Source organism: Candidatus Tisiphia endosymbiont of Metellina segmentata (assembly GCF_964030715.1).
GTDB lineage: Bacteria > Pseudomonadota > Alphaproteobacteria > Rickettsiales > Rickettsiaceae > Tisiphia.
Genome location: NZ_OZ034919.1, coordinates 69,389 through 90,691, shown reverse-complemented (window position 1 = coordinate 90,691; position 21,303 = coordinate 69,389). Strand labels below are relative to the sequence as shown.

Below are 21,303 nucleotides of genomic sequence, written 5' to 3'. Positions count from 1 at the left end.
TAAACTATAAGTTGCTTTAGTTAGATAATTATATAATTAATGATATATGAAAGTAAAACCAGTAATTATGGCTGGTGGTCTAGGAACTAGATTATGGCCATTATCACGACAGATGCAACCAAAACAATTTATAAAAATATTTAAGAATTTGAGTTCTATACAAAAAACCTTGATTACAAACAGAACTTTAGGCAAACCAACTTTAATAATTGCTAAGGAATATGAATTAATAGCAAAAGAGCAACTTAGAGAGCTAAATATAGAAGCAGACTTAATAATAGAACCTATGCCTAAAAATACAGCTTCATGTGCAATTATATCAGCTATTCAAGCAAAGAATAACGGTTATGATACTGTTATTCTACTGCCTTCTGATCATTATATACATGATATTGATAAGTACCTAATTACTATTAATGAATCTTTGAATTATGTCGCAAAATTTGGTATTTGTACTATTGGGATTAAGCCTAGTTTTGCAAATACCGAATATGGTTATATTAAAATAAATAAGTTATTAGCAGATAGAACTTACAACACTCAACAATTTGTAGAAAAACCTACTCTTCAACAAGCACAAAATTATCTAACAAATGGCAAATATTTTTGGAATTCAGGAATTTTTATTTTTAATATAGATTTTATTTTAGAGCAGGCTAAATTATGGCAAAAAGAACTCTTTAAACATGTGTATGATGCATATTATTTTGCAACCAAAGATCATAATAATATAACACTTGCTTTAGAACCATACCTATATATTACCCCAATTTCTTTAGACTATGCTATAATCGAAAATATTAGTCAAATGATTATGATAGAAGCCAATTTTAGTTGGAATGATATTGGCAATTGGCATTCTTTATGGCAAATACAAAAAGAAGATATAACGAATAATTACTGCGAAGGCGATGTTATAAACATTGATAGTACAAATTCATATATTAGTTCTAATAATAAGCTTACTGCTGTAATAGGAGTTGATAATATAATAATTATTAATACTGAGGATGCTTTATTGATCGTAAATAAATCAAGAGTTGAGAAAATAAAGCAGCTTGTAATGGAAATGACAGAGATGGGACGAAAAGAAGTATTATGAACTTACGTGAGAGTATAAAAAACTATGTCAGCAATTTTCAAGAAGAATATAAATATAAAGAAAGGATGTTGGACTTTCTAGATAATTGTAAAAATCCATTTAGTAGGGAGACAAAAGAAGGACATTTTACCGCTTCAGGATTCTTGCTTAATTCTGATAAAACAAAGTTCTTACTGATGCATCATCGTAAGTTGGATAAATGGTTGCAACCAGGAGGACATTGTGATGGTAATAATAACATTTTGGCTGTAGCAATTAAAGAGGCACAGGAAGAATCGGGTATTTTAGAGATTGAGCCGATTTCTAGACAGATTTATGATATAGATGTTCATCTAATTCCTAGTAATTCTATAGACCAAGAACATTATCATTATGATGTGAGATTTTTATTAAAAACCGTTTGCAACGACTATTTTGTAAAAAATTCTGAATCAAACGAATTACGATGGATAGAATTTGCTTCTAATTATCAAGAACTTGTGCTAGATAATTCAGTAGAAAGGATGATAAAAAAGTACACTCTTATGCTTTGAAGAATTGGCTTCGTAAATATATGCTGCTATGATTTCAAGAGTTGGTAGACGATAGTATCCCAGCTTTCGCTGGGATGACATAATGGCGGTAGGGGCAACATCACCCCACAAATGTTGAAAGTTAAAAAATCGTCTATTAGCGAAGTGCTGTTGTAAGACTTAAACCATCATTGCGAGCGAACGTACGTGAGCGTGGCAATCCATGAAGCTTGAGTGTGCCAAGAAACAATAACGTTATCGTAGTAAATGATTGAATGCTAAGTAATAGATGGTGGTAGGTCCACCGAGATCGGCTAGCACGAGCAGATCTCAAACGATCCCACGGTGCTGTGTCTTTCAAGGAGATGGTGTTGAGCGGATGGGGAAAAGGCGATGTAAATCGTCACGTAGGATTCAAGGAGACGAGCGTAAGCGAACCAATCGATGAGGTGTCGAAATAAATTTTAATACTGTCAAAACTAGAGATTATGACTTATCTTTGGGATATAGACTAATCGGTAATGTATGTTTTGGATTAGTGACAGTCGATATAGAGATGGCGTGAACTTGAATTAGGCTATTACTTAGAACTTGGGAATCATTCTCTTTTCTTCCAAGAGAGTGGGGCGGATAAAGTTATAGTAGTGATGAAGGTTTGGAAACAAACTGGAGCAAAGGGCTTTACTTTTGGAGGTTATAGATGATCAAACAACCAATTAGGTAGGAAATGATAATTATATGACTAAACATTATGATGTAAGCAAGGATGAAGTGATGAACGTTTGAAAGAGTGTTTGAAAAGCAGTGTAAATTGTAATCAGGTTTTTCCCCCCTATTGTAATGAACTATTGCCCCCCCTAACCACATTAAGAATTAGTTAATTTAGGCACTTTTTAATTTAAATTCTAATCGAATCTAAATTAAAATTTAGAGAATATTGATATACAAAAAGTGATTGATAATCATCAGAATATCATGATCATAGGTGGTTCTAGTTCTGCAAAAACTCATCTAGCAATTGGCTTAGCGTTCACTGCAATTGAAAGAAATTACAGGGTAAGATTTTATACTTTAAATGAATTAGCTAGCCAATTGCTTAATGCTAAAACGCATAATTATGAAAGCAAATTCATCGATTCAGTTAAGAGATTCCATCTGATTGTAGTAGATGAATTAGGTTATGTACCAATAAAAGTGGATGCTAGATTCCTGTTATTTGAGGTATTTGTCAATATAATCTCAGGGCTTATAGCTTATTGCTTCAAGCCACGCAAACCAGCAATAAAGCCTAATAAATTAAAAACACAAAAATTGCTCCTTACGTCAAACTGAGGTTAAGTTATTATTTTTTTATTGACTTCCATTACGGATGCTTGCGTAAATTGTTTTAACTATGGCTTTCATCATGAGAAACTCCTGTACACTCTATATGGTCAATAGGTATATCTTGTTGTATATCACAAGATATACTTTTAAAGTAATGTTCTAAATTTAGATCTGCTTCATTACATCCAGGTATTTTTTTTTGTAATAGTTCATTTATCTGTTGTTCACTAAATAGTGGCGATTCTTCCTTAACGATTTGATTTAATTTTGCCATCAAGGCCACCTTAATTTCTACAGGCTTTATATTAGGTTCTTATATCTTAAGAATGTGTTATAAGTAATTAAAGAGGGTGACTTGAATAGACCTTGACTAAAATAGTCGCTAAGAGAATAAGTACCCTCTTTTTGGTAGTTTACCTTGAACAAATTGCAGAAGGTGGTCTTAAAAAGAGCAGCCTTGCACAATAAGAAGAAGGAGATTATATCATGAATAAAATAATAGGTCTAGACGTAAGTAAAAACTGGCTTGATATATGTGTATATAATACAAGAGATAAACCTAAATATCATCGTTTTGCCAATGATGCAGCTGGTCATGAAGAGATGATTAAATTAGCAAAAGAGCAAGAGATTAAGCTAATAATATGTGAACCTACTGGAGGATACGAAGCTGAGATTTGTCAAAAGCTGGATAATAATAACCAACAAATACATAAGGTCAATACATATAGTTTTAATTCTTTTAGTAAATCGGTGAATTTGTGTAAAACTGATAGGAAGGATGCATTTAAATTAGCATATTATGCGGATAAGATGCAGCTTTCAGCGAATTATATATATCAAGTTGAATCACAGAGACTTTGAAGAGATGTCAACAAAGACGAGAAGATTTAGTATTAATGCTTAGCAATGAAAAGAAAAGACTACATCATAGCATTGATGGTATTGATAAAGAGAGTATAGAAAAGCTCATTAAATTTTTACAGAATGAAATAGCTGAGCTTGATAAAAAGTTAAACAAAACAATAGATGAGTCAGAAGAGTTAAAAGAGAAGGTAAAAATATTAGAGACTGTACCTGGTATTGGTAAATGTTTAGCTACAAAACTAATTAGTTTTGTACCTGAATTAGGGGATAAAAATTATAGTAGCAATGAATTGTCATCAATTGTTGGTATAGCTCCATATGCTCGTGATAGTGGTAATAAGCAAGGACGAAGATTTATTCGAGGAGGCAGGAAAATACCTAGAGATGCTTTATACATGGCAGTATTAGCTGGTAAGAATGGTTTCCAATATTTAAAAATTTTATATGATAGGCTTGTTAATAATTTTAAACCTAAGAAAGTTGCGATAGTTGCTTGTATGCGTAAGTTACTTGAAGTGTGCCATAAACTTATTCAACAAAAACGTGTTTTTGTTATTAAATAATATTTATCTATTTTTATAAAATTTAGATAAAAGATAATTGCTCTTTCGAAACTGGTTAACGTAATTCAAAATTATAAATGCCAGAGATCAAATTAAATCTAAGACCGAATCTTTTACGTCTATTTCGATATTTGTCAGCAATAATTTTGAACCGTTTTAGCATACCAATAACGTTTTCATTCACAACTCTTTCTCCTGCTAACCTACGATTATTCTTTTTATCATTTTTAGTTAAAGGATTTTTCTTGCTTTTTTTCTTTGGTAATTCAGAATTATTGTGAATTTTTTGTATACCTTGATATCCTGTATCAGTAATCGCTTTAACCTTAGGATGGATAAAAATTTTGGATTCCTTAAATAATCTAAAGTCATGTTTCTTACCGTTAGAAAAATTTGTACATATTACTTGGTGCGTTTTCTTATCATATGTTGTGTAGTTAGTTATGTGGTGTCTAGTCATTATTTACTATTCTTAGCCAATTTTATTAATATAAAAATAACATAATTAATGCCTATGCCCAACACCATGTTTAATTTTTAGATGCATTAAATAGCATTCAAAAAACTCATTAGGTTTTTATTGTTACGCCAATGTGTTGGTTGTTTGTCTTCTATAATTTTGCAACAAGCTAATGCTCTAGCCTTCATTTCTAAATCCACCTCTGCATAAATATTAGTTGTATTGATAGATACATGTCCAAGCCAAGCTCTGATTGTATTGATATCTACACCAGCATGCAACAAATGGGTAGCGGTTGTATGACGTATGGTATGAGGACTAACTCGCTTTCTTTCTAAAGATGGTAGTTGTTTGCTAATTTTTTTAACATAGCGTTTAACCATAGTATGAAGGCCAAACCTTGTTAAAGGTTGTTTACATCTATTTAAAAATACATGCTCATTCTGCTCTCGATTCAATATTAATACACATAATTCATTAGTTGTTTGTTGCCATAGTGGACAACGTCTTAATTTGTTACCCTTACCTCTAATTACTACTGTAGATAAATCTCTTTTTTTAGCATGTGCCATATTTAAATCAGCTATTGTTAGCTGTGTAGCTTCATCAGCACGTACCCCCGTATTATAAAGAAATAATAATAAAGCATAGTCTCGTTTACCTTGATCAGTATACTTATTTGGTGCATTCAGTAATGCATCCATCTCAGACTTGTTAAGATAAGTTATCAAAGAATGTTCTGCTTTCTTAAATGGGATAATTTGTATTTGTCGACACCATTCTACATGTTCCGGACTATTAAATCCAACAAACTTTGCAAAAGCATGAATTGCTGCCAATCGTTGATTACATGTAGATAATGAACAATGACGATTATTTTCTAAATGTAAAAGACCAGTCCTAATAGTATCAGAACTCATGTCATCAACTAGTAATTGGTCAATTGATTTTTTGACCTTGTTAGCTATAAATGGTAATAATAATTTAAAGGTATCACGATAACCTTGTTGCGTATTTTTTGATAAATTCCTTATATTAATTAAATATTCCAATAGGAATCGTTTTATCCATGAGCTTAAATAGTTAGTATTTTTCATATTTGTCCTCCTGTTGCGTATTGTTCAAAACGCATACTTGCTTCTTGAAGAAGATCATCTGTCATAGTCAGATAGATTGTCGTATGAGCAAGATAAGTATGCCCTAGATAGGTTGAGAGTATTGGCAGAAGTTGTTGTACATTCTTATTTTCCTTATACCAACTAGTTAATCTATTAACAGCAAAGGTATGTCTCAGATCATGCATTCTTGGTTGATAATTTGCATTATCTACTCGCTTTATGTTAGCTTTCTTACGTATCCTTACAAAGATACCTCGCATGGTTTCTATATTAAAAGGATGGTTATTTTTTCCTATAAATGCAAAAGTATTGGCATCTTGAAAGCATTTTTGGTGCGTTCTCCAATCTAAATATTCTACAATAACAGACGTTAACTGTGTGCTAAATGGTACTAAACGGCTTTTATAAAATTTTGTTTCTCTGATTGTTATAACATGATGCGTCATGTCAATATCTTCTAGCTTGATCGAGAGCGTTTCATGAATACGCAGACCTAGTGCGTAAGTAAGTATTAGAATAGTACGAACTAGATAGGGTTCTACATAACTTTTATTTTTTTGATAGGTCAGTGCCGTATCAAACAAACGTTTTAACTCCTCTTTGGAATAAATGTAAGGTACGAAAGATTGCGGTCGCTTAGGCAAAGTGTGTGGTAAAGGTATTTTAGTAATATAGTTACGTGTTAATGCATATCGATAAAACCCAAGTAATGCAGTATGTTTAATAAACCATCCTGACGTTATTACCTGTAAACTACTATAAAGAAAGTTATTGACCATATCTTCAGAAATAGAATCAATATTTATTGATGGTTCTATCGATTTACAAAAAGCTTTTAGATATTTTTCATTTGTTTTAAACTTCTCACCTAGTGATTTCCTATAATTGATATATTCAGTAATAAGTTGTTCGAGTTTCATAATAAATCTCCTAAATCAAATTCAGCAACCTTATACAAATTTACAAGATCAACCTTAGTATAAATTCGTGTAGTTTCTAATCCCTTATGCCCAAGATGATCACTTATTTCTTTAAGTGATACGCCCTCATTGATTAAATGAGTTGCACAAGCATGGCGTAAAGCATGAGGACCATGATGTTTAATTTTTAGATCAAGCGGTCTTAGTCTCCTACTAACAAGCTGATAAACAGCTGCAGCTTTTAAAGGTCGATATGGTGACCGCATGCATAAGAATATTGTTCTCAGCAAACAGTTATTCGGTCTTACCTCTTGTAAGTAACGTAATATTGCACTCCCCACAATTTTGGAGAGAGGAAAGATTTGTGGCTTTGATCGCTTTGCTTGTCTTAAATAAAGTAGCTCATTCTCCCAATCAAGATCTTCTAACTGTAAATTAATAACTTCACTACATCTCATACCATATACAGAAAGCAGCATTAAGATTGTATAATCTCTAATATCAATAGAATGATCAGATTTGCTGTTAGCTAGAAGTTTTTTTACATCATCCCAGCTTGGAGAGTAAGGTAGTGATTCGTGCCGGTATACACGTGGTATTTTGATTGAATTAGCTATACCGCTTTGACACCAAGCTTGATTTTCAGCATATTTTAAGAAGCTTCGAATCACTGATGCATAAGACTGAATACTTCGTCTAGAATAACCGTTTACATTATATTTTATTGTTAAAGCTTCATCTATAATGGATGGTGTAAGTTGTATCAAATTTTTCCTTTTTTCGTTAATCTTTATAAGAAAATCTTGAAGTTGGTAAAATCTATTTTTAATCGTATTTTCAGATAGTCCTTGTTCATGACGCATGTAAACAATATAAAGATTTAAGTATTCTTCAAAGGGGAAAGGAGACTTGGGTTCTTGTTTAAGACAACCAAGCATTTTAAACAAGTTTGAAGCAAAGAGAATAAACCGTGCTTTTGCAAATTTTGAATAATTGCCTTTTCTTTTAGAGTTTCTACTATCTTTTGCCCATTCTTCTGCAACTTTCTCAATTTCGATTAATGACACTGTTCTTAGTTCATAAAAACTGAGATAGTTTATAATGACTAACAGATACTGGGCAATATTTCGCAGGCTACTTTTTACTGCTCCATTATCATCCCAGTATTGTAAGTATCGTAAACGTTCCTCTACTAACGGCATACTTGCGTGACGTTGCAAAGCATTGTGCCGTTCAAATATTTTATTAAATAGAGGAATTGTTTCTTCGGGTAGCAGTTCTAAACGATTTAACTTTCTGAGCCAGTCTGTTGCATACCAAATAAAACGTTCCTTTCCATGTTTTGAAAAAGCCACTTTTTTCTGAGGGTGATTATATTGATAGCAAGCCCAAACATTTGCAGCCAGTTCAATCTTCTTTCTGCTAACAACTACATCGTTAGTTTCTAAGTTAAGATAATCAATAATTCTCAAAAGATATTGTGCTGTTGATTGTATAGTACTTCGAGACCTACCTAATGTATCCCAATATTGTAGGTATTGTAGTCGTTCCTCTAACAATGGTGCATTAATATGCTTTCTAATTGTAGAAGCTTTTTTAAATATTTTATTAAACATACTATTACCTCCCGCCTGCCTTATTGATATAATTATAAACAATTAGTGCCAGTATAGATTAAATCATGATAATATTATGTTGATTTAAAAAGAAGTAGAAAAACTAAAAAATAAGAAAATTATGATTTTACACCACATAACTAACTACACAACATATGAACTCAAAACTGGCAAATTTAAGGCAGAATATAAAGGGCAAATGGAGCTTTATATAAATTGGCTTAAGAAGTATGATACCAATTGCAATAATTAACGCAGTGGTGTAAAATGGGTTTTTAACTGATAAAGGTACTCAAATGGCTAGGTTAATATTACCGCAAGGTTTTCATGGTCATGATTTTATAAAAATGATGAAACATGAGCCGCATGGTCGAAATCGTATACGTTTATTGGCGATGTATTACCTTCAATTAGGCAAATCTTTTAAAGCCATATCTGAAATAGTGAAGTCACACTGGAAAACTGTGCAATCATGGCTCAGAAGATTTAGGAATCATGGTTTTGAAGGATTATTTGAATCACAAAGAAGCGGTGCCCCTAGGAAGATTAACACTATACAAGAGTCTGCTCTTTTTGATAAAATCAATACGCTCAGTGAAAGTAAAACTGGTGGGTATATAACTGGAAAGGAGCTACATATCATGTTACTTGAGGAATATGGTGCTAAATGTACTTTAAAAACAGTCTACAATACTATGCACCGCCTTGGTTTTAGCTGGATTACTTCTCGTTCAATGCATCCAAAGTCAAATCAAGAGACTCAAAATACATATAAAAAAACTTCCCAGACATGCTAACAGAATTATTACCAAAAAATATCGATAGATGTAAAGTTGATATATGGTCTCAGGATGAAACTCGAGTTGGGCAACAAGGTAGCTTAACTCGTATATGGGCTAAGCGTGGCACTAGACCCCGTAAAGTTCGGCAACAGCAATTCATTTCAACATATATTTATGGAGCTGCTTGCCATGATACAGGAGAAGCTTTTGCATTAATTTTACCATATGCAAATACACAGGCAATGAATAAATTCTTAGAAGACCTTTCTCGCAGTATTCAAGGCAACCGACATATAGCTTTACTAACGGATAATGCAGGTTGGCACACAGCCAAAAAACTAACTGTGCCAAGCAATATCACTTTGATACCGCTTCCGCCCTATGCACCGGAACTTAATGCAATGGAACAAGTTTGGGCATGGATCAAAAATCATTTCTTGTCTAACCAATGTTATGGTGTATATGAAGATATCGTCACTATGGCTTGTTACGCTTGGAATCAATTTGCTCATAATGTAGATTTAGTAAAATCAATTATGTATAGAGACTGGATAAATACACCGTGTTAATTATTGCAATTGGTATGAGACCTTTGAAGGAGAAAACCCGCCAATTGGCATTATTCTCTGCACTGAAAAATCACATGCTCAAATTGAGCTTTTGGATGTATCAGCAAGTGGCATACATGTAGCAGAATATTGGACTGAATTGCCACCTATTAAGGTCTTTGAGAAAAAAATTCAGGAAATAGTCCTACAAGCAAAAAATCGATATGACCAAAAAGCAGTAGAAATAAAAAAGCATTAGTAAATTATGAATGTTATTAATCAAGAGGAAGCGGATATCAACTTTATGCCCATAAACTCCGTATGTTTGAACCTAACTATTCTACTTAGTTGGTTATCAGCTGTTATATTCTTGGCTGCTACTTCTGCTGGTAATTTATTCGTGCTACCGGTACTCTGCTCCTCACGTACATCATCGTCCGCTGCGGGTTGAGATTCCGTGGCTTCTTTAAATTCTTCAGCATAAGCGAGTTTGTCAAAGATATCTAATATATAATCACTCAATACCCAAAATCTTATGAGTTTGTAAGAAAAGGCGATGACCATACTTAATGGTCAAATCAATAGCTAACCGTTCATTTTCTTTATTTAGCAACAGATTATTTTGATCCATAGGCTGAATAAATACTGGTATATTATACTTGCTTTGTCCTACTTCTGGTATGTTAGAGTATTTGGGTATATTTTTAGCCACCAAAAATTTTAGGGCATTAATATAAGATAGTAAGTCATCTCTCAATAGTGCATAACCATTTTTCCCAGCTTTTGGTGAGCAAACTATATGGACTTTATCTGGAAGATCACGATATAATGTGCCATTAGTTTCAATTTGCACTATATAATCCAAATCTAATAATTTGTAGCACAATAATTCTATAGGTTGACGAAAAGGCTCACCACCAGTTATAACCACTAATTTGATATTAGATATCTTGCATAATTCTACTTTTGCTGGTAATTTGTGCGTGCTACCGGTACTCTGCCCCTCACGTAGATCTAAATACGCTGGGGATTGAGATTCCATGACTCCTGCAAATTCCCTAGCAGAAGCGAATTCTGCAAGAGGTCTATTAATTGCCAGTTTTTCAACTTCTTCGATAATATTGTTAATAGTTAATATATTAAAATCTTCAAAGTCGGTATCGCAGAAATTACAAGCAAGATTGCATCCGCCAAGCCTAATAAAAATAGCAGGCATACCTACAAAAGGCCCTTCTCCCTGAATAGTCTTAAAAATACTTTTGATTTCTAGATTAGTTCCATCATTAAATATTGCTGGTCTTTTAGGATTTTGTCCAAACATAATATACTCAGGTAGAACTTCAAGAATTAAGGTCGTTGTGTCTAAAGATTTCAGCTGCTCCGTTACTCATGTACGCCTAGCTGCTCGACTTTGCTACTGCATAGCTCTTCTTGAAATTGACCTCTTCGGTCTATCAACTCTTGAAATCATAGCAGTATAAAAGCCAATTATTAGATTCATTGAGGAAGCAATATACTGACAAACTCAGTTTTTGATAAGTCAACTACAGGCTTTACAAGAACCTTTTCTGCATTTGCTTTTTTTACGTAACCTACCGTTATGCCATAAGGGTAAATATTACCATAACCAGATGTTATAACTTTTTCGCCTTTTTGGACAAGATGAGTTTTTGGTAAATAGAGTATTTTGCTACCATTACCATAACCACTCATGATACCTTTCTCTTTTGAAGATACGGTAGTGATCGGAATTCGAGAGTTTACGTCATTAACTAAAATTATTTTAGAGTAATTGTTGCTTACTTGTATTACTCGCCCAACTAATCCTTCACTGTTGGTAACTATCTGATCAACTTCCACACCATGTCTTACTCCAGCTGACACTAAAGCAGTTTTACTGAAGGGGTTTAATGAAACACTTAGTAATTTAGCACTGACATAGTTATATTGTTCTTCTTCTACAACTGATAGTAGTTTTTTTAGTTCTTTATTCTCAGATTGGATCAAATATATATTACTCTGTAACTTTCTTAGTCTTGCCACTTCTAATTGTAGTTCGATATTTTCTCTTGCTAAGTCTCGTAAATAAATAAAATTTTGGGTTATTAAATTAATTTGCTTAAATATGTTTTCATGAATTAGCAATCCACCAAAAATAACATGTCCAACGACTTCAAGAGAAATGGAAGAAAATCTTTTTGGAGCAGCAAGAAATAAGTAAAGTGAGGCGATAACAAAAAATAAAACGAAAACACGTCTCAAAGTAACAAGTATAAATCTAGCAAACTCTACCATTTTACTAGAACGCTTTATTCTGTTTGCAAGTAATGCCATTGGTTAATCTTGTTTAAATAACACATGCTTAAATTTTTGAAAATCTTCTAGTACTTTTCCCGTACCAAGAGCTACGCATGATAGTGCTTGATCAGCAATAATTACCGGCAGTTTAGTTGCTTCTTTTAGGACATGATCTAAGTTTCGGAGTAATGCCCCACCACCAGTCATAACAATTCCTGTATCTACAATATCGGATGAAAGCTCTGGAGGAGTGCATTCCAACGCCACTTTTACTGCTTCTACAATTTGACTAATTGGTTCAATTAGACTGTCAGCAATTTGTCTTTCGTTTAGTAGCATTTCTTTAGGGATACCATGGATTAAATCTCGTCCTTTAATTTCCATTACTCTTGGTTCTAAACTATCATCTACGTAAGCAGCTCCAATCTGCTTTTTGATTTTTTCTGCTGTAGCTTCGCCGATTAGTAAATTATAATGCCTTCTAATATAAGAAATAATAGACTCATCCATTTTATCGCCACCTACCCGTACTGATCTAGCATACACAATACCACCTAATGATAGGACGGCTACTTCTGTTGTCCCTCCACCTACATCAACAATCATTGAACCAGTTGCTTCTGTTACTGGTAAGCCGGCACCAATTGCTGCTGCCATAGGTTCTTCTATAAGGTATACATCTCTACCTCCTGCACTCTCTGCTGCTTCTTGAATAGCCCTACGCTCAACTGGTGTAGAACCTGAGGGTACACAAATTATAATCATTGGACCAGTAAATGATCTACGATTATGTACTGTTCTGATGAAATATTTTATCATTTCTTCAGCTCCCTTAAAGTCGGCTATAACACCATCTTTTAGTGGTCTTTTTGCTTCAATGTCTGTTGGGGTACGTCCTAACATATTTTTTGCTTCCTGACCAAATGCGTATGGCTTAAATGCTCCGTCCACTTTAATCAATGCAACTACAGAAGGTTCGTTAAGTACGATTCCTTTGCCTTTGACATACACTAAAGTATTAGCCGTACCAAGATCTATGGCCATATCACATACAAATTTCCTGAAAAAGTTTGTTAGCATTTTTATTTCTCCAAAATCAAATCATTTTAACGCATCAGGTTTCTTGAGAATGCATAATAACAAAATTACTGAAAAATAATATACATATATTTGGCAATAAAATAGCTAAGAAAGGGGGGGTTGCATTATATGCGAGTATTTTAAACAAAATCTCTAATAGGAAATAAATAATAAAACCTAGAAATAAGCCAATTACTAAGATTTTTTCTTGAGAATTATCACGTTGCTTGAGACTAAAAAAGCAGGCTGCTAAAATCACTGTGGTAGCCATAATTATAGGCTTAAATAATTGTTTATAGAAATAAATTTGATAGTTAGTTATTGGCAAACCAAATTCTACTAAATGTTTAATTGTATCTGGTAAATCCCAAATAGCAATCATCTCAGGATTTATAAAACTATTTAGTAAGTTACTTATTGATAAATTTGTTGGAACGGTAAAATGCTCATATTGTTTGACATTATAGTTATCCGAAATTTTTACAGAAGTTAGTTTTAAATTATTATCAACTAAAATAGCATATTCCCCATCAATTCTTTTTAAGAAATTATTTTTGTCATCTAAAAATAATATAATAATCTTATTTAACTTATTGTTCACTACATCAATAGACCCAGCCTGAATAATTCTTTTATTGCCTTGATAATTCTCAAAAAATAGTAAACCAGATTTTGATATTATCAAATTATTAGATGTCTTTTTACTCAATTTTGCTTCTAAAGATTCATATTTTTGTAAACCAAATGTACCAATAGGGTTGCATATAGTTATTAGTATTATACCAAAAATCACCGTTGCAAAAACTGGAACAGCAATAACCCTCCAAATATGGATACCATTGCATAAAATAGTTATTAGTTCGTTATGTTTAGTTAGTCTTTTTAGAAAAAATAACATCGCAATGAAGCTAAGAAGAGAAGCTACTTCATTAACTAAATAAGGTATTTTATATAATACAAGTTTCCAAAAAAAATGTGTTGGGATATATACAGCTTTAAATTTTTGCAAAAGGTCAAAGATATTTGAAAGAATTAAAACCCCGATAAGCAGAAGCAATATACCGATGAAATAGCTACAATATAGCCTGAGTAGGTAAATTGAAAGAGTTTTAAAATTAATCATTTTAAAATAAAAATTGGTGACCGTAGTGGATGATTTTACAACCAAAAGTGAAATAAAAACTATTATAAAACACTACTACTAATATAATAACTATATCAGTAATAATACTCGATAATCAAGTTTTTTCTAAGTCATTGTCAATAACATGTTATTGACATTTGCTTCTAATTAATCTAGAGATATAATAAAATATAGTCTAATATTTATGGCTCGATATTATTATTAACTTGTTATGAATCATCTAAACCAAATATTAAAATCTGTACAAAGCAGAATAGAATCAACTCAAGCTCTATCAGAGTTGCAACAAATTAGGGTGGAGTTTCTTGGGAAACAAAGCTTACTTAACCAAGAAATGAGAAAGCTTGGTAGTCTTGAGCAAAATGATCGTAAAAAGTTAGGCGAGGCAGTTAATCTGCTTAAAGAACAGATTAGTAATTTGCTAGAAGCAAAACAAGCAGCCTTGAAGGAAATTGAATTAAATAAACGATTTGCTGAAGAAAAGACAGATTTAACAATTCCAGCTCGGCAGTATAAGAAGGGGAGCATACACCCCATTACCCAAGCTACTGAAGAATTAATTCAAGTATTTACAAAATTTGGGCTAACCATTAAGGATGGTCCAACTATTGAGAACGATTGGTATAATTTCACTGCCCTAAATTTTTATGAAGATCACCCAGCAAGGCAGATGCACGATACTTTCTATCTAAAGGCAAAAGAGGCAGAACACCCCCTATTGTTACGTACTCATACTTCACCCATACAAATCAGGACGATGCAAAATGGTAAACCGCCTTTTAGATTTATTGCTCCTGGTAGAACTTATAGGTCTGATTCCGATATGACACATACACCAATGTTCCATCAGATTGAGGGTTTAGTGATCGATGAAAATATCAATATGGGGCATTTAAAATATGTTATCACGGAATTTATCAAGGATTTTTTTGAACAAACAAATATTGACATACGTTTTAGACCAAGTTTTTTTCCGTTTACCGAGCCATCGGCAGAAGTGGATATTAAGATGCAGGGTAGCAATAAATGGCTTGAGGTGCTTGGTTGTGGTATGGTTCATCCAAATGTTCTTAAAAATGTTAATATAGATAGTGATCTCTATCAAGGGTTTGCCTTTGGTCTAGGTGTTGAGCGTTTTGCTATGTTAAAATATGGTATCAAGGATCTCAGGCAATTTTTTGAAGGAGATATAAGATGGTTAAAACACTATAACTTCTCTGCTTTTGACTTGCCAACTCTAGCTGGAGGATTAACAAGATGAAATTTACTCTATCATGGTTAAAAAAATTCTTAGATACTGAGAGTACTGTTGCAGATATTGCTGACTGTTTGACCATGCTTGGTCTAGAAGTGGAAGAAATAGTAGATAGAAGGACGGAGCTAAAAGATTTTGAAGTAGCTCACATATTATCTACTAAACCCCATCCATCGGCGGATAAACTTAAGATATGTCAAGTCCAAACTAATGAGGAAATTTTACAAATAGTTTGTGGAGCAAGTAATGCTAGGGAGAATATTAAAGTAGTACTGGCAAAAATAGGTTGTGAAATCCCTAATGGTAAATTTAAAATTAAAGAGTCGGTAATACGAGGGGAAAAAAGTTGCGGAATGTTATGTTCTGAAGCAGAACTATTAGTGGGTACTAATTCTGATGGTATAATAGAACTGATGCCCGATGCTAAAATAGGAGAACCATTTATACAATATTATGGGTATGATGACCCAGTTTTTGACATTAACGTTACCCCAAATCGTGGCGATGCTCTTGGCGTCTATGGTATAGCTAGAGACCTAGCTAGCAAGGGTATTGGTACGCTTAAAGAATTAGAAGTGCCATCAATTGCTGGAGAATTTGAATCTACATTAACCTTGCAGGTAGAGAATAAAGAAGCATGCCCATTATTCTACTTTCGGGAAATAAGAAATTTACAAAACAAGACAAGCCCTGATTGGTTAAAGCAATTATTGCAAAATATTGGGCTAAAACCGGTTTCAGCCCTAGTGGACGTCACTAACTATATATCGTATAGTTTCGGGCAACCAATGCATGCTTACGATAGAAGTAAATTATCAGATAAGCTGCAAATTACACTACTTAAAGAGAAAACTAAATTTCTAGCTTTAAATGGCAAAGAATATGATTTAGATGAAGAATCTTTGGTAATTCAAGATGATAGGCAAGTACTTACTCTTGCTGGTATTATAGGAGGTGATAGTAGTAAAAGTGAGCTTGGGACGCAAAATATTTTGCTAGAAGCGGCGTGTTTTTCTGCTAAATATATTACTAAAACGGGGAGATCTCTACAGATTGATACTGATTCTAGATATCGTTTTGAACGTAATATTGATCAGGCATTTACCTTAAAAGCCTTAAATATTGCAAGTAAAATGATTTTAGCTATTTGTGGAGGTGAAATTTCTGATATAGTGTATAATGAAGGGTTTGCTTTTGTACAAAAATCCTTGGACTTCCCTATAAATTGTCTAGCTAAAATAACCGGTCTAAACTTAAGCAAAACAGAGATTTGTAACATTTTAAAAAATCTTGGCTTTATTATAGTAGATATAGGCGATACTCTCAAACTTACCATACCATCTTGGCGACATGACCTCACAATTAAAGAAGATATTGTTGAAGAAATTGTTCGTATTTACGGCTATGACAAATTAGAGCCGATTAAATTACCAGAAATGCAACTAACAAGGATTATACCTAAAGAGCAACGAAGAATTTCTGATATTAAAAGAATTTTAGCCAGTTATGGGTATGATGAAGTTGTAACAAACTCATTCATGGATAGTAACGTTGCAAAATTATTTGCTTCAATAAAAGAGGAGTTATTTTTGCTAAATCCTATTAATGTTGATAATAATTATATGCGACCTAGCCTCATTGCAAATTTACTTAAATTAGTTCAAAAAAACTTAGCAAGATCAATTAGAGAAATTGCCTTGATGGAAATAGGACCAATCTTTAACTCTTGTACATCAGATGGAGAATTAATTTTTGCTTCTGCAGTAAGATGTGGGCTATATAATGAAAAAGATTGTCATTCTGCAGCTCGCTTAGTAGATGTTTTTGATATTAAATCTGACTTAGAAAATGTTTTAAATTATGTAGGTCTACCGATTGATAAGTGTCAATTTGCTCCTATTGATTTACCTTATTACCATCCGACAAAATCAGCCCTTATAAAACTTGGTAAAAATGTTATAGCCTATTTTGGGCAAATTCATCCCTCTATATTAAAACATTTTGATATTGACTGTCAGATATTTGCCTTTGAAATAGATATTGCCAATATACCATTTGCTAAAGCAAAATTTGCTAAAAGAGACGAGTTTATTGTTTCTGACTTCCAGCCAACCTTTAGAGACTATGCTTTTGTAGTTGATCTAGAGCAGCCGGTTAGCAAGATAATTGCTTATATCAAGAATTCTAATAAAAAAATGATAAAGTCTGTTGATCTATTTGATATTTATTCGGGAGATAAACTGCCTTCCGGTAAAAAATCAGTGGCAATTAAGGTGCAATTTCAAGCAGATGATCGGACGTTAAATGAAGCAGACCTAAATTTATTAAGTCAAGAAATTGTTACAATTGTTCATGAGAAATTCCAAGGTAAGTTAAGAGAATAAACTCCTACTTTCAGACTAAATATATATCCAAAAAATGCTAAAGTAACCTAAGTATCGATATGAGACATGGATTTAACATTAGACTTCTTTCGAAACTCTACTTCTGCTGGTGATTTGGACAATGATGCGGCACTCGAATCCGTAACGGAATTAGAGTACGCTGCGGTTCGAGGTGAAGCGTCTCCTTCAAATCCCTCAGCACAAGCGAGTTTCGAAAGAGCAATTATCTTTTATCTAAATTTTATAAAAATAGATAAATATTATTTAATAACAAAAACACGTTTTTGTTGAATAAGTTTATGGCACACTTCAAGTAACTTACGCATACAAGCAACTATCGCAACTTTCTTAGGTTTAAAATTATTAACAAGCCTATCATATAAAATTTTTAAATATTGGAAACCATTCTTACCAGCTAATACTGCCATGTATAAAGCATCTCTAGGTATTTTCCTGCCTCCTCGAATAAATCTTCGTCCTTGCTTATTACCACTATCACGAGCATATGGAGCTATACCAACAATTGATGACAATTCATTGCTACTATAATTTTTATCCCCTAATTCAGGTACAAAACTAATTAGTTTTGTAGCTAAACATTTACCAATACCAGGTACAGTCTCTAATATTTTTACCTTCTCTTTTAACTCTTCTGACTCATCTATTGTTTTGTTTAACTTTTTATCAAGCTCAGCTATTTCATTCTGTAAAAATTTAATGAGCTTTTCTATACTCTCTTTATCAATACCATCAATGCTATGATGTAGTCTTTTCTTTTCATTGCTAAGCATTAATACTAAATCTTCTCGTCTTTGTTGACATCTCTTCAAAGTCTCTGTGATTCAACTTGATATATATAATTCGCTGAAAGCTGCATCTTATCCGCATAATATGCTAATTTAAATGCATCCTTCCTATCAGTTTTACACAAATTCACCGATTTACTAAAAGAATTAAAACTATATGTATTGACCTTATGTATTTGTTGGTTATTATTATCCAGCTTTTGACAAATCTCAGCTTCGTATCCTCCAGTAGGTTCACATATTATTAGCTTAATCTCTTGCTCTTTTGCTAATTTAATCATCTCTTCATGACCAGCTGCATCATTGGCAAAACGATGATATTTAGGTTTATCTCTTGTATTATATACACATATATCAAGCCAGTTTTTACTTACGTCTAGACCTATTATTTTATTCATGATATAATCTCCTTCTTCTTATTGTGCAAGGCTGCTCTTTTTAAGACCACCTTCTGCAATTTGTTCAAGGTAAACTACCAAAAAGAGGGTACTTATTCTCTTAGCGACTATTTTAGTCAAGGTCTATTCAAGTCACCCTCTTTAATTACTTATAACACATTCTTAAGATATAAGGTCTATTCTCGATGTTTCCACGAAGGCACAACTGTTGGAAGTTAAAAAATCGTCCTAAACGCCGTTAGGCACTGTGGCAATCTTCATGATAGTCAAGACCTCCTTCACAAGATTGCCACGTCGCCGCTTGCAGCGACTCCTCGCAATGACGGTTTAAGCCTTACAACAGCACTTCGCTAATAGACGATTTTTTAACTTTCAACAGTTGTGATACTCACTCCACCACTCCTGCTACCCAATCCTCCTGAATTACGCGAATTCGGGATAAGAATTTGTCAATTCTTATCCCAAATTCGGTAAAATTATCGAAACAATCAGATTTGAGACGTAAGCGTATGGTAAAGGTGGTCTAGAAATATTATTTATTCTAGTATAATATTCCAAGGGAGGAGGTCTGCAATTTTATTGGCTTTATAATCCTGAATTGTTGCAAGCACTTTTTGCAGATATTTCCAAGGATTGATGTTATTTAATTTAGCAGTTTCGATAATGGAATAGATAATAGCGGCAGTATGACCACCATTGTCTGATCCAGCAAAAAGCCAATTTTTTCGTCCTATGGCAATTGATCTCATTGCACGCTCTGCAGCGTTGTTGTCAATTTCTATTTTACCATTATCCAAAAATTTCATCAGTGCGTTCTGATTGTTTAAAGCATAAGAAATAGCTTTTGCCGTACTGCTTTTTTTAGGCAGTTGATCATATGCTTTCCTAAAACCTGCAAACAATTTTTCCACCAGTACTTTAGATTTTTTCTGTCGTTCCTCTAGCCTCTTATCAGCTTCTAATCCTCTTATGTCATCTTCAATGCCATAAATTTTACCAATCTGCTCCAATATAGCAATAGCAATATTGGCTTTATCATTTGCTATTGTTACTTCGTAAAACTTACGGCGTACATGAGCCCAACATGCTGCTTCCTTTATCTTAGCAGCTGATTTTTCATCATCGATATATAGTTGGTTATAACCAGCATAAGCGTCAGCATGCAGCACTCCTGTAAAATCTTTGAGATGCTCAAGCGGTCTTGTCCCTTTCCGATCAGGGCTATAAAAATAGCAAACTGCAACTGGAGACTGATCCCCATGAGGTCTACCATCTGATACATAGGTCCATATTCTACCGATCTTGGTTTTACCAATCCCAGGAGCTAGAACCCTCACAGGTGTATCATCACCATGTATCTGTTTACCCGAAAAGATACATTGTTGAATTGCTTTGGCTATTGGCTCTAGCAATCTAGCACACTGACCCGCCCAACTCGCCATTGTTGTCCTCGAAATCTCCACTCCTTCTCTCTCGTAAATTTGCGACTGACGATATAGTGGTAGATGATTGCAATATTTCTGAATTAATATATGTGCCAGTAACCCAGACCCCGGCTTACCTTTATCAATGGCTTTTGACGGTGCGTAGGCTTGTACTATCTTCTCACAGTGGGTGCAGGCACAGCGTGGCCTTACATGCCGTATCACCTTAAATGATGATGGAACATATTCTAATGTTTCTGAGATATCATCACTTATCTTACGGAATTCCACTCCACCACATGCAGGACATTGATCAACAGGTTTTAATACCACAGCTTCTCTTGGTAAATGCTCCGGTAATTTTTGTCGTTTTGGCTTCTGCTTACTATCATCGACAGTAGCTATACTCTTATCAGAATTAACATTATCTTGCTCAGTTTTAAATCCTAAAATAAGCTCATTTTCTTCTATTTTAAGCTCAATCTCCTCTATTTGTTTATCTAGCTTTTCTGATGATTTCCCATAACGCTTTGCTTTTAGTAATGCCAGCTGTTCTCTTAATGATTGATTCTCAGTGGTTAATGACTGGTTTTCTGTAGTTAGCGATTGATTCTCTGTAATTAGTGACTGTATATTATTATTTAATGCCGCAAGCATCTTATGCAACACTGGTATATCACTAGGTAAATTGTTTAAATCA

At 33.4% G+C, this 21,303-nt stretch carries 24 protein-coding genes and 1 pseudogene; 12 read left to right on the top strand and 13 right to left on the bottom strand.

The window, feature by feature from the left end:
* Positions 1-46: 46 nt before the first annotated feature.
* The 3 genes from AAHM80_RS00520 to AAHM80_RS00510 all read left to right on the top strand — a co-directional run bounded on the left by AAHM80_RS00520 (position 47) and on the right by AAHM80_RS00510 (position 2,946).
* Entirely contained in the window at positions 47-1,102 is a 1,056-nt protein-coding gene (locus tag AAHM80_RS00520; protein ID WP_342259960.1) for a mannose-1-phosphate guanylyltransferase, read from the top strand.
* A complete protein-coding gene (locus AAHM80_RS00515) occupies positions 1,099-1,635 on the top strand; it encodes an NUDIX hydrolase (RefSeq protein WP_341752251.1) in 537 nt (178 codons plus the stop codon). The genes AAHM80_RS00520 and AAHM80_RS00515 overlap by 4 nt, the downstream gene beginning before the upstream one ends.
* Before the next feature lie 930 nt (positions 1,636-2,565).
* Positions 2,566-2,946: an ATP-binding protein gene (locus AAHM80_RS00510; protein WP_342259959.1), complete on the top strand. Its 381-nt coding sequence runs from the start codon at positions 2,566-2,568 to the stop codon at positions 2,944-2,946.
* A gap of 55 nt (positions 2,947-3,001) precedes the next feature.
* On the opposite strand, the gene AAHM80_RS00505 is transcribed toward AAHM80_RS00510, so the two are convergent.
* Positions 3,002-3,214: a hypothetical protein gene (locus AAHM80_RS00505; protein WP_342259958.1), complete on the bottom strand. Its 213-nt coding sequence runs from the start codon at positions 3,212-3,214 to the stop codon at positions 3,002-3,004.
* 212 nt (positions 3,215-3,426) lie between these two features.
* On the opposite strand from AAHM80_RS00505, the gene AAHM80_RS00500 reads away from it, so the two are divergent.
* Both AAHM80_RS00500 and AAHM80_RS00495 read left to right on the top strand, forming a co-directional pair.
* Positions 3,427-3,804 carry an IS110 family transposase gene (locus AAHM80_RS00500; protein ID WP_342259682.1) on the top strand — a complete coding sequence of 126 codons (378 nt, stop codon included), beginning with the start codon at positions 3,427-3,429 and terminating at the stop codon, positions 3,802-3,804.
* The gene (locus AAHM80_RS00495; protein ID WP_342259683.1) at positions 3,801-4,370 is read left to right on the top strand and encodes a transposase; all 570 of its coding nucleotides are present in this window, start codon (positions 3,801-3,803) and stop codon (positions 4,368-4,370) included. The genes AAHM80_RS00500 and AAHM80_RS00495 overlap by 4 nt, the downstream gene beginning before the upstream one ends.
* 55 nt (positions 4,371-4,425) lie before the next feature.
* Here AAHM80_RS00495 and AAHM80_RS00490 read toward each other — a convergent pair.
* The 4 genes and pseudogenes from AAHM80_RS00490 to AAHM80_RS00475 form a co-directional block, all read right to left on the bottom strand.
* Positions 4,426-4,797, bottom strand: a pseudogene (locus AAHM80_RS00490) (transposase family protein); the annotation flags it as partial.
* A gap of 119 nt (positions 4,798-4,916) precedes the next feature.
* Positions 4,917-5,927: a tyrosine-type recombinase/integrase gene (locus tag AAHM80_RS00485; RefSeq protein ID WP_342259957.1), complete on the bottom strand. Its 1,011-nt coding sequence runs from the start codon at positions 5,925-5,927 to the stop codon at positions 4,917-4,919.
* Positions 5,924-6,868: a tyrosine-type recombinase/integrase gene (locus tag AAHM80_RS00480; RefSeq protein WP_342259956.1), complete on the bottom strand. Its 945-nt coding sequence runs from the start codon at positions 6,866-6,868 to the stop codon at positions 5,924-5,926. Before AAHM80_RS00480 ends, AAHM80_RS00485 begins: the two co-directional genes overlap by 4 nt.
* Complete coding sequence (locus tag AAHM80_RS00475) at positions 6,865-8,484, bottom strand: tyrosine-type recombinase/integrase (RefSeq protein ID WP_342259955.1); 1,620 nt, start codon at positions 8,482-8,484, stop codon at positions 6,865-6,867. Before AAHM80_RS00475 ends, AAHM80_RS00480 begins: the two co-directional genes overlap by 4 nt.
* A 121-nt stretch (positions 8,485-8,605) precedes the next feature.
* Between AAHM80_RS00475 and AAHM80_RS00470 the strand changes: the two genes are divergently transcribed.
* The 4 genes from AAHM80_RS00470 (at position 8,606) to AAHM80_RS00455 (ending at position 10,073) form a co-directional block, all read left to right on the top strand.
* Complete coding sequence (locus tag AAHM80_RS00470; protein WP_342259954.1) at positions 8,606-8,737, top strand: hypothetical protein; 132 nt, start codon at positions 8,606-8,608, stop codon at positions 8,735-8,737.
* A 43-nt stretch (positions 8,738-8,780) separates the two neighbouring features.
* Entirely contained in the window at positions 8,781-9,281 is a 501-nt protein-coding gene (locus AAHM80_RS00465) for a helix-turn-helix domain-containing protein (protein WP_342259385.1), read from the top strand.
* Complete coding sequence (locus AAHM80_RS00460; RefSeq protein ID WP_342259405.1) at positions 9,275-9,835, top strand: IS630 family transposase; 561 nt, start codon at positions 9,275-9,277, stop codon at positions 9,833-9,835. The genes AAHM80_RS00465 and AAHM80_RS00460 overlap by 7 nt, the downstream gene beginning before the upstream one ends.
* Before the next feature lie 91 nt (positions 9,836-9,926).
* Complete coding sequence (locus AAHM80_RS00455) at positions 9,927-10,073, top strand: hypothetical protein (RefSeq protein WP_342259953.1); 147 nt, start codon at positions 9,927-9,929, stop codon at positions 10,071-10,073.
* A gap of 20 nt (positions 10,074-10,093) precedes the next feature.
* Here the strand turns inward: AAHM80_RS00455 and AAHM80_RS00450 are convergent, their stop codons facing one another.
* From AAHM80_RS00450 to AAHM80_RS00430, 5 genes are all read right to left on the bottom strand, one after another.
* Positions 10,094-10,336, bottom strand: coding sequence for a palindromic element RPE1 domain-containing protein (locus tag AAHM80_RS00450; RefSeq protein WP_341755518.1), 243 nt, complete (start codon positions 10,334-10,336; stop codon positions 10,094-10,096).
* Complete coding sequence (locus tag AAHM80_RS00445) at positions 10,329-11,135, bottom strand: palindromic element RPE1 domain-containing protein (RefSeq protein WP_342259952.1); 807 nt, start codon at positions 11,133-11,135, stop codon at positions 10,329-10,331. Before AAHM80_RS00445 ends, AAHM80_RS00450 begins: the two co-directional genes overlap by 8 nt.
* A 176-nt stretch (positions 11,136-11,311) precedes the next feature.
* Entirely contained in the window at positions 11,312-12,148 is an 837-nt protein-coding gene (gene mreC, locus AAHM80_RS00440; protein WP_341751643.1) for a rod shape-determining protein MreC, read from the bottom strand.
* Positions 12,149-12,151: 3 nt separating this feature from the next.
* On the bottom strand, positions 12,152-13,192 hold the full coding sequence (locus AAHM80_RS00435; protein WP_341751642.1) for a rod shape-determining protein: 1,041 nt from the start codon (positions 13,190-13,192) through the stop codon (positions 12,152-12,154).
* A 34-nt stretch (positions 13,193-13,226) separates the two neighbouring features.
* The gene (locus tag AAHM80_RS00430) at positions 13,227-14,315 is read right to left on the bottom strand and encodes an LptF/LptG family permease (protein ID WP_341747837.1); all 1,089 of its coding nucleotides are present in this window, start codon (positions 14,313-14,315) and stop codon (positions 13,227-13,229) included.
* 232 nt (positions 14,316-14,547) lie between these two features.
* Here AAHM80_RS00430 and pheS point away from each other — a divergent pair, with 232 nt between their 5' ends.
* The 3 genes from pheS to AAHM80_RS00415 all read left to right on the top strand — a co-directional run bounded on the left by pheS (position 14,548) and on the right by AAHM80_RS00415 (position 18,266).
* Positions 14,548-15,597, top strand: coding sequence for a phenylalanine--tRNA ligase subunit alpha (pheS, locus tag AAHM80_RS00425; RefSeq protein ID WP_342259951.1), 1,050 nt, complete (start codon positions 14,548-14,550; stop codon positions 15,595-15,597).
* Positions 15,594-17,975, top strand: a complete 2,382-nt coding sequence (gene pheT, locus AAHM80_RS00420; protein WP_342259950.1) for a phenylalanine--tRNA ligase subunit beta — start codon at positions 15,594-15,596, stop codon at positions 17,973-17,975. The genes pheS and pheT overlap by 4 nt, the downstream gene beginning before the upstream one ends.
* A gap of 66 nt (positions 17,976-18,041) precedes the next feature.
* Entirely contained in the window at positions 18,042-18,266 is a 225-nt protein-coding gene (locus AAHM80_RS00415) for a hypothetical protein (protein WP_342259949.1), read from the top strand.
* On the opposite strand, the gene AAHM80_RS00410 is transcribed toward AAHM80_RS00415, so the two are convergent.
* From AAHM80_RS00410 to tnpC, 3 genes are all read right to left on the bottom strand, one after another.
* Complete coding sequence (locus AAHM80_RS00410) at positions 18,236-18,805, bottom strand: transposase (protein ID WP_342259683.1); 570 nt, start codon at positions 18,803-18,805, stop codon at positions 18,236-18,238. The two genes, AAHM80_RS00415 and AAHM80_RS00410, sit on opposite strands and share 31 nt — an antisense overlap.
* Positions 18,802-19,179 carry an IS110 family transposase gene (locus AAHM80_RS00405; RefSeq protein ID WP_342259682.1) on the bottom strand — a complete coding sequence of 126 codons (378 nt, stop codon included), beginning with the start codon at positions 19,177-19,179 and terminating at the stop codon, positions 18,802-18,804. The genes AAHM80_RS00410 and AAHM80_RS00405 overlap by 4 nt, the downstream gene beginning before the upstream one ends.
* Before the next feature lie 536 nt (positions 19,180-19,715).
* A complete protein-coding gene (tnpC, locus tag AAHM80_RS00400) occupies positions 19,716-21,260 on the bottom strand; it encodes an IS66 family transposase (RefSeq protein WP_342260482.1) in 1,545 nt (514 codons plus the stop codon).
* Positions 21,261-21,303 lie beyond the last annotated feature (43 nt).

Coding starts and splice junctions, on each gene's coding strand:
- AAHM80_RS00520 (WP_342259960.1), top strand. CDS start 47: ATGAAAGTAAAACCAGTAATTATGGCTGGTGGTCTAGGAACTAGATTA.
- AAHM80_RS00515 (WP_341752251.1), top strand. CDS start 1,099: ATGAACTTACGTGAGAGTATAAAAAACTATGTCAGCAATTTTCAAGAA.
- AAHM80_RS00505 (WP_342259958.1), bottom strand. CDS start 3,214: ATGGCAAAATTAAATCAAATCGTTAAGGAAGAATCGCCACTATTTAGT.
- AAHM80_RS00500 (WP_342259682.1), top strand. CDS start 3,427: ATGAATAAAATAATAGGTCTAGACGTAAGTAAAAACTGGCTTGATATA.
- AAHM80_RS00485 (WP_342259957.1), bottom strand. CDS start 5,927: ATGAAAAATACTAACTATTTAAGCTCATGGATAAAACGATTCCTATTG.
- AAHM80_RS00480 (WP_342259956.1), bottom strand. CDS start 6,868: ATGAAACTCGAACAACTTATTACTGAATATATCAATTATAGGAAATCA.
- AAHM80_RS00475 (WP_342259955.1), bottom strand. CDS start 8,484: ATGTTTAATAAAATATTTAAAAAAGCTTCTACAATTAGAAAGCATATT.
- AAHM80_RS00470 (WP_342259954.1), top strand. CDS start 8,606: ATGATTTTACACCACATAACTAACTACACAACATATGAACTCAAAACT.
- AAHM80_RS00465 (WP_342259385.1), top strand. CDS start 8,781: ATGGCTAGGTTAATATTACCGCAAGGTTTTCATGGTCATGATTTTATA.
- AAHM80_RS00460 (WP_342259405.1), top strand. CDS start 9,275: ATGCTAACAGAATTATTACCAAAAAATATCGATAGATGTAAAGTTGAT.
- AAHM80_RS00445 (WP_342259952.1), bottom strand. CDS start 11,135: ATGTTTGGACAAAATCCTAAAAGACCAGCAATATTTAATGATGGAACT.
- mreC (WP_341751643.1), bottom strand. CDS start 12,148: ATGGCATTACTTGCAAACAGAATAAAGCGTTCTAGTAAAATGGTAGAG.
- AAHM80_RS00435 (WP_341751642.1), bottom strand. CDS start 13,192: ATGCTAACAAACTTTTTCAGGAAATTTGTATGTGATATGGCCATAGAT.
- AAHM80_RS00430 (WP_341747837.1), bottom strand. CDS start 14,315: ATGATTAATTTTAAAACTCTTTCAATTTACCTACTCAGGCTATATTGT.
- pheS (WP_342259951.1), top strand. CDS start 14,548: ATGAATCATCTAAACCAAATATTAAAATCTGTACAAAGCAGAATAGAA.
- pheT (WP_342259950.1), top strand. CDS start 15,594: ATGAAATTTACTCTATCATGGTTAAAAAAATTCTTAGATACTGAGAGT.
- AAHM80_RS00415 (WP_342259949.1), top strand. CDS start 18,042: ATGGATTTAACATTAGACTTCTTTCGAAACTCTACTTCTGCTGGTGAT.
- AAHM80_RS00405 (WP_342259682.1), bottom strand. CDS start 19,179: ATGAATAAAATAATAGGTCTAGACGTAAGTAAAAACTGGCTTGATATA.
- tnpC (WP_342260482.1), bottom strand. CDS start 21,260: ATGCTTGCGGCATTAAATAATAATATACAGTCACTAATTACAGAGAAT.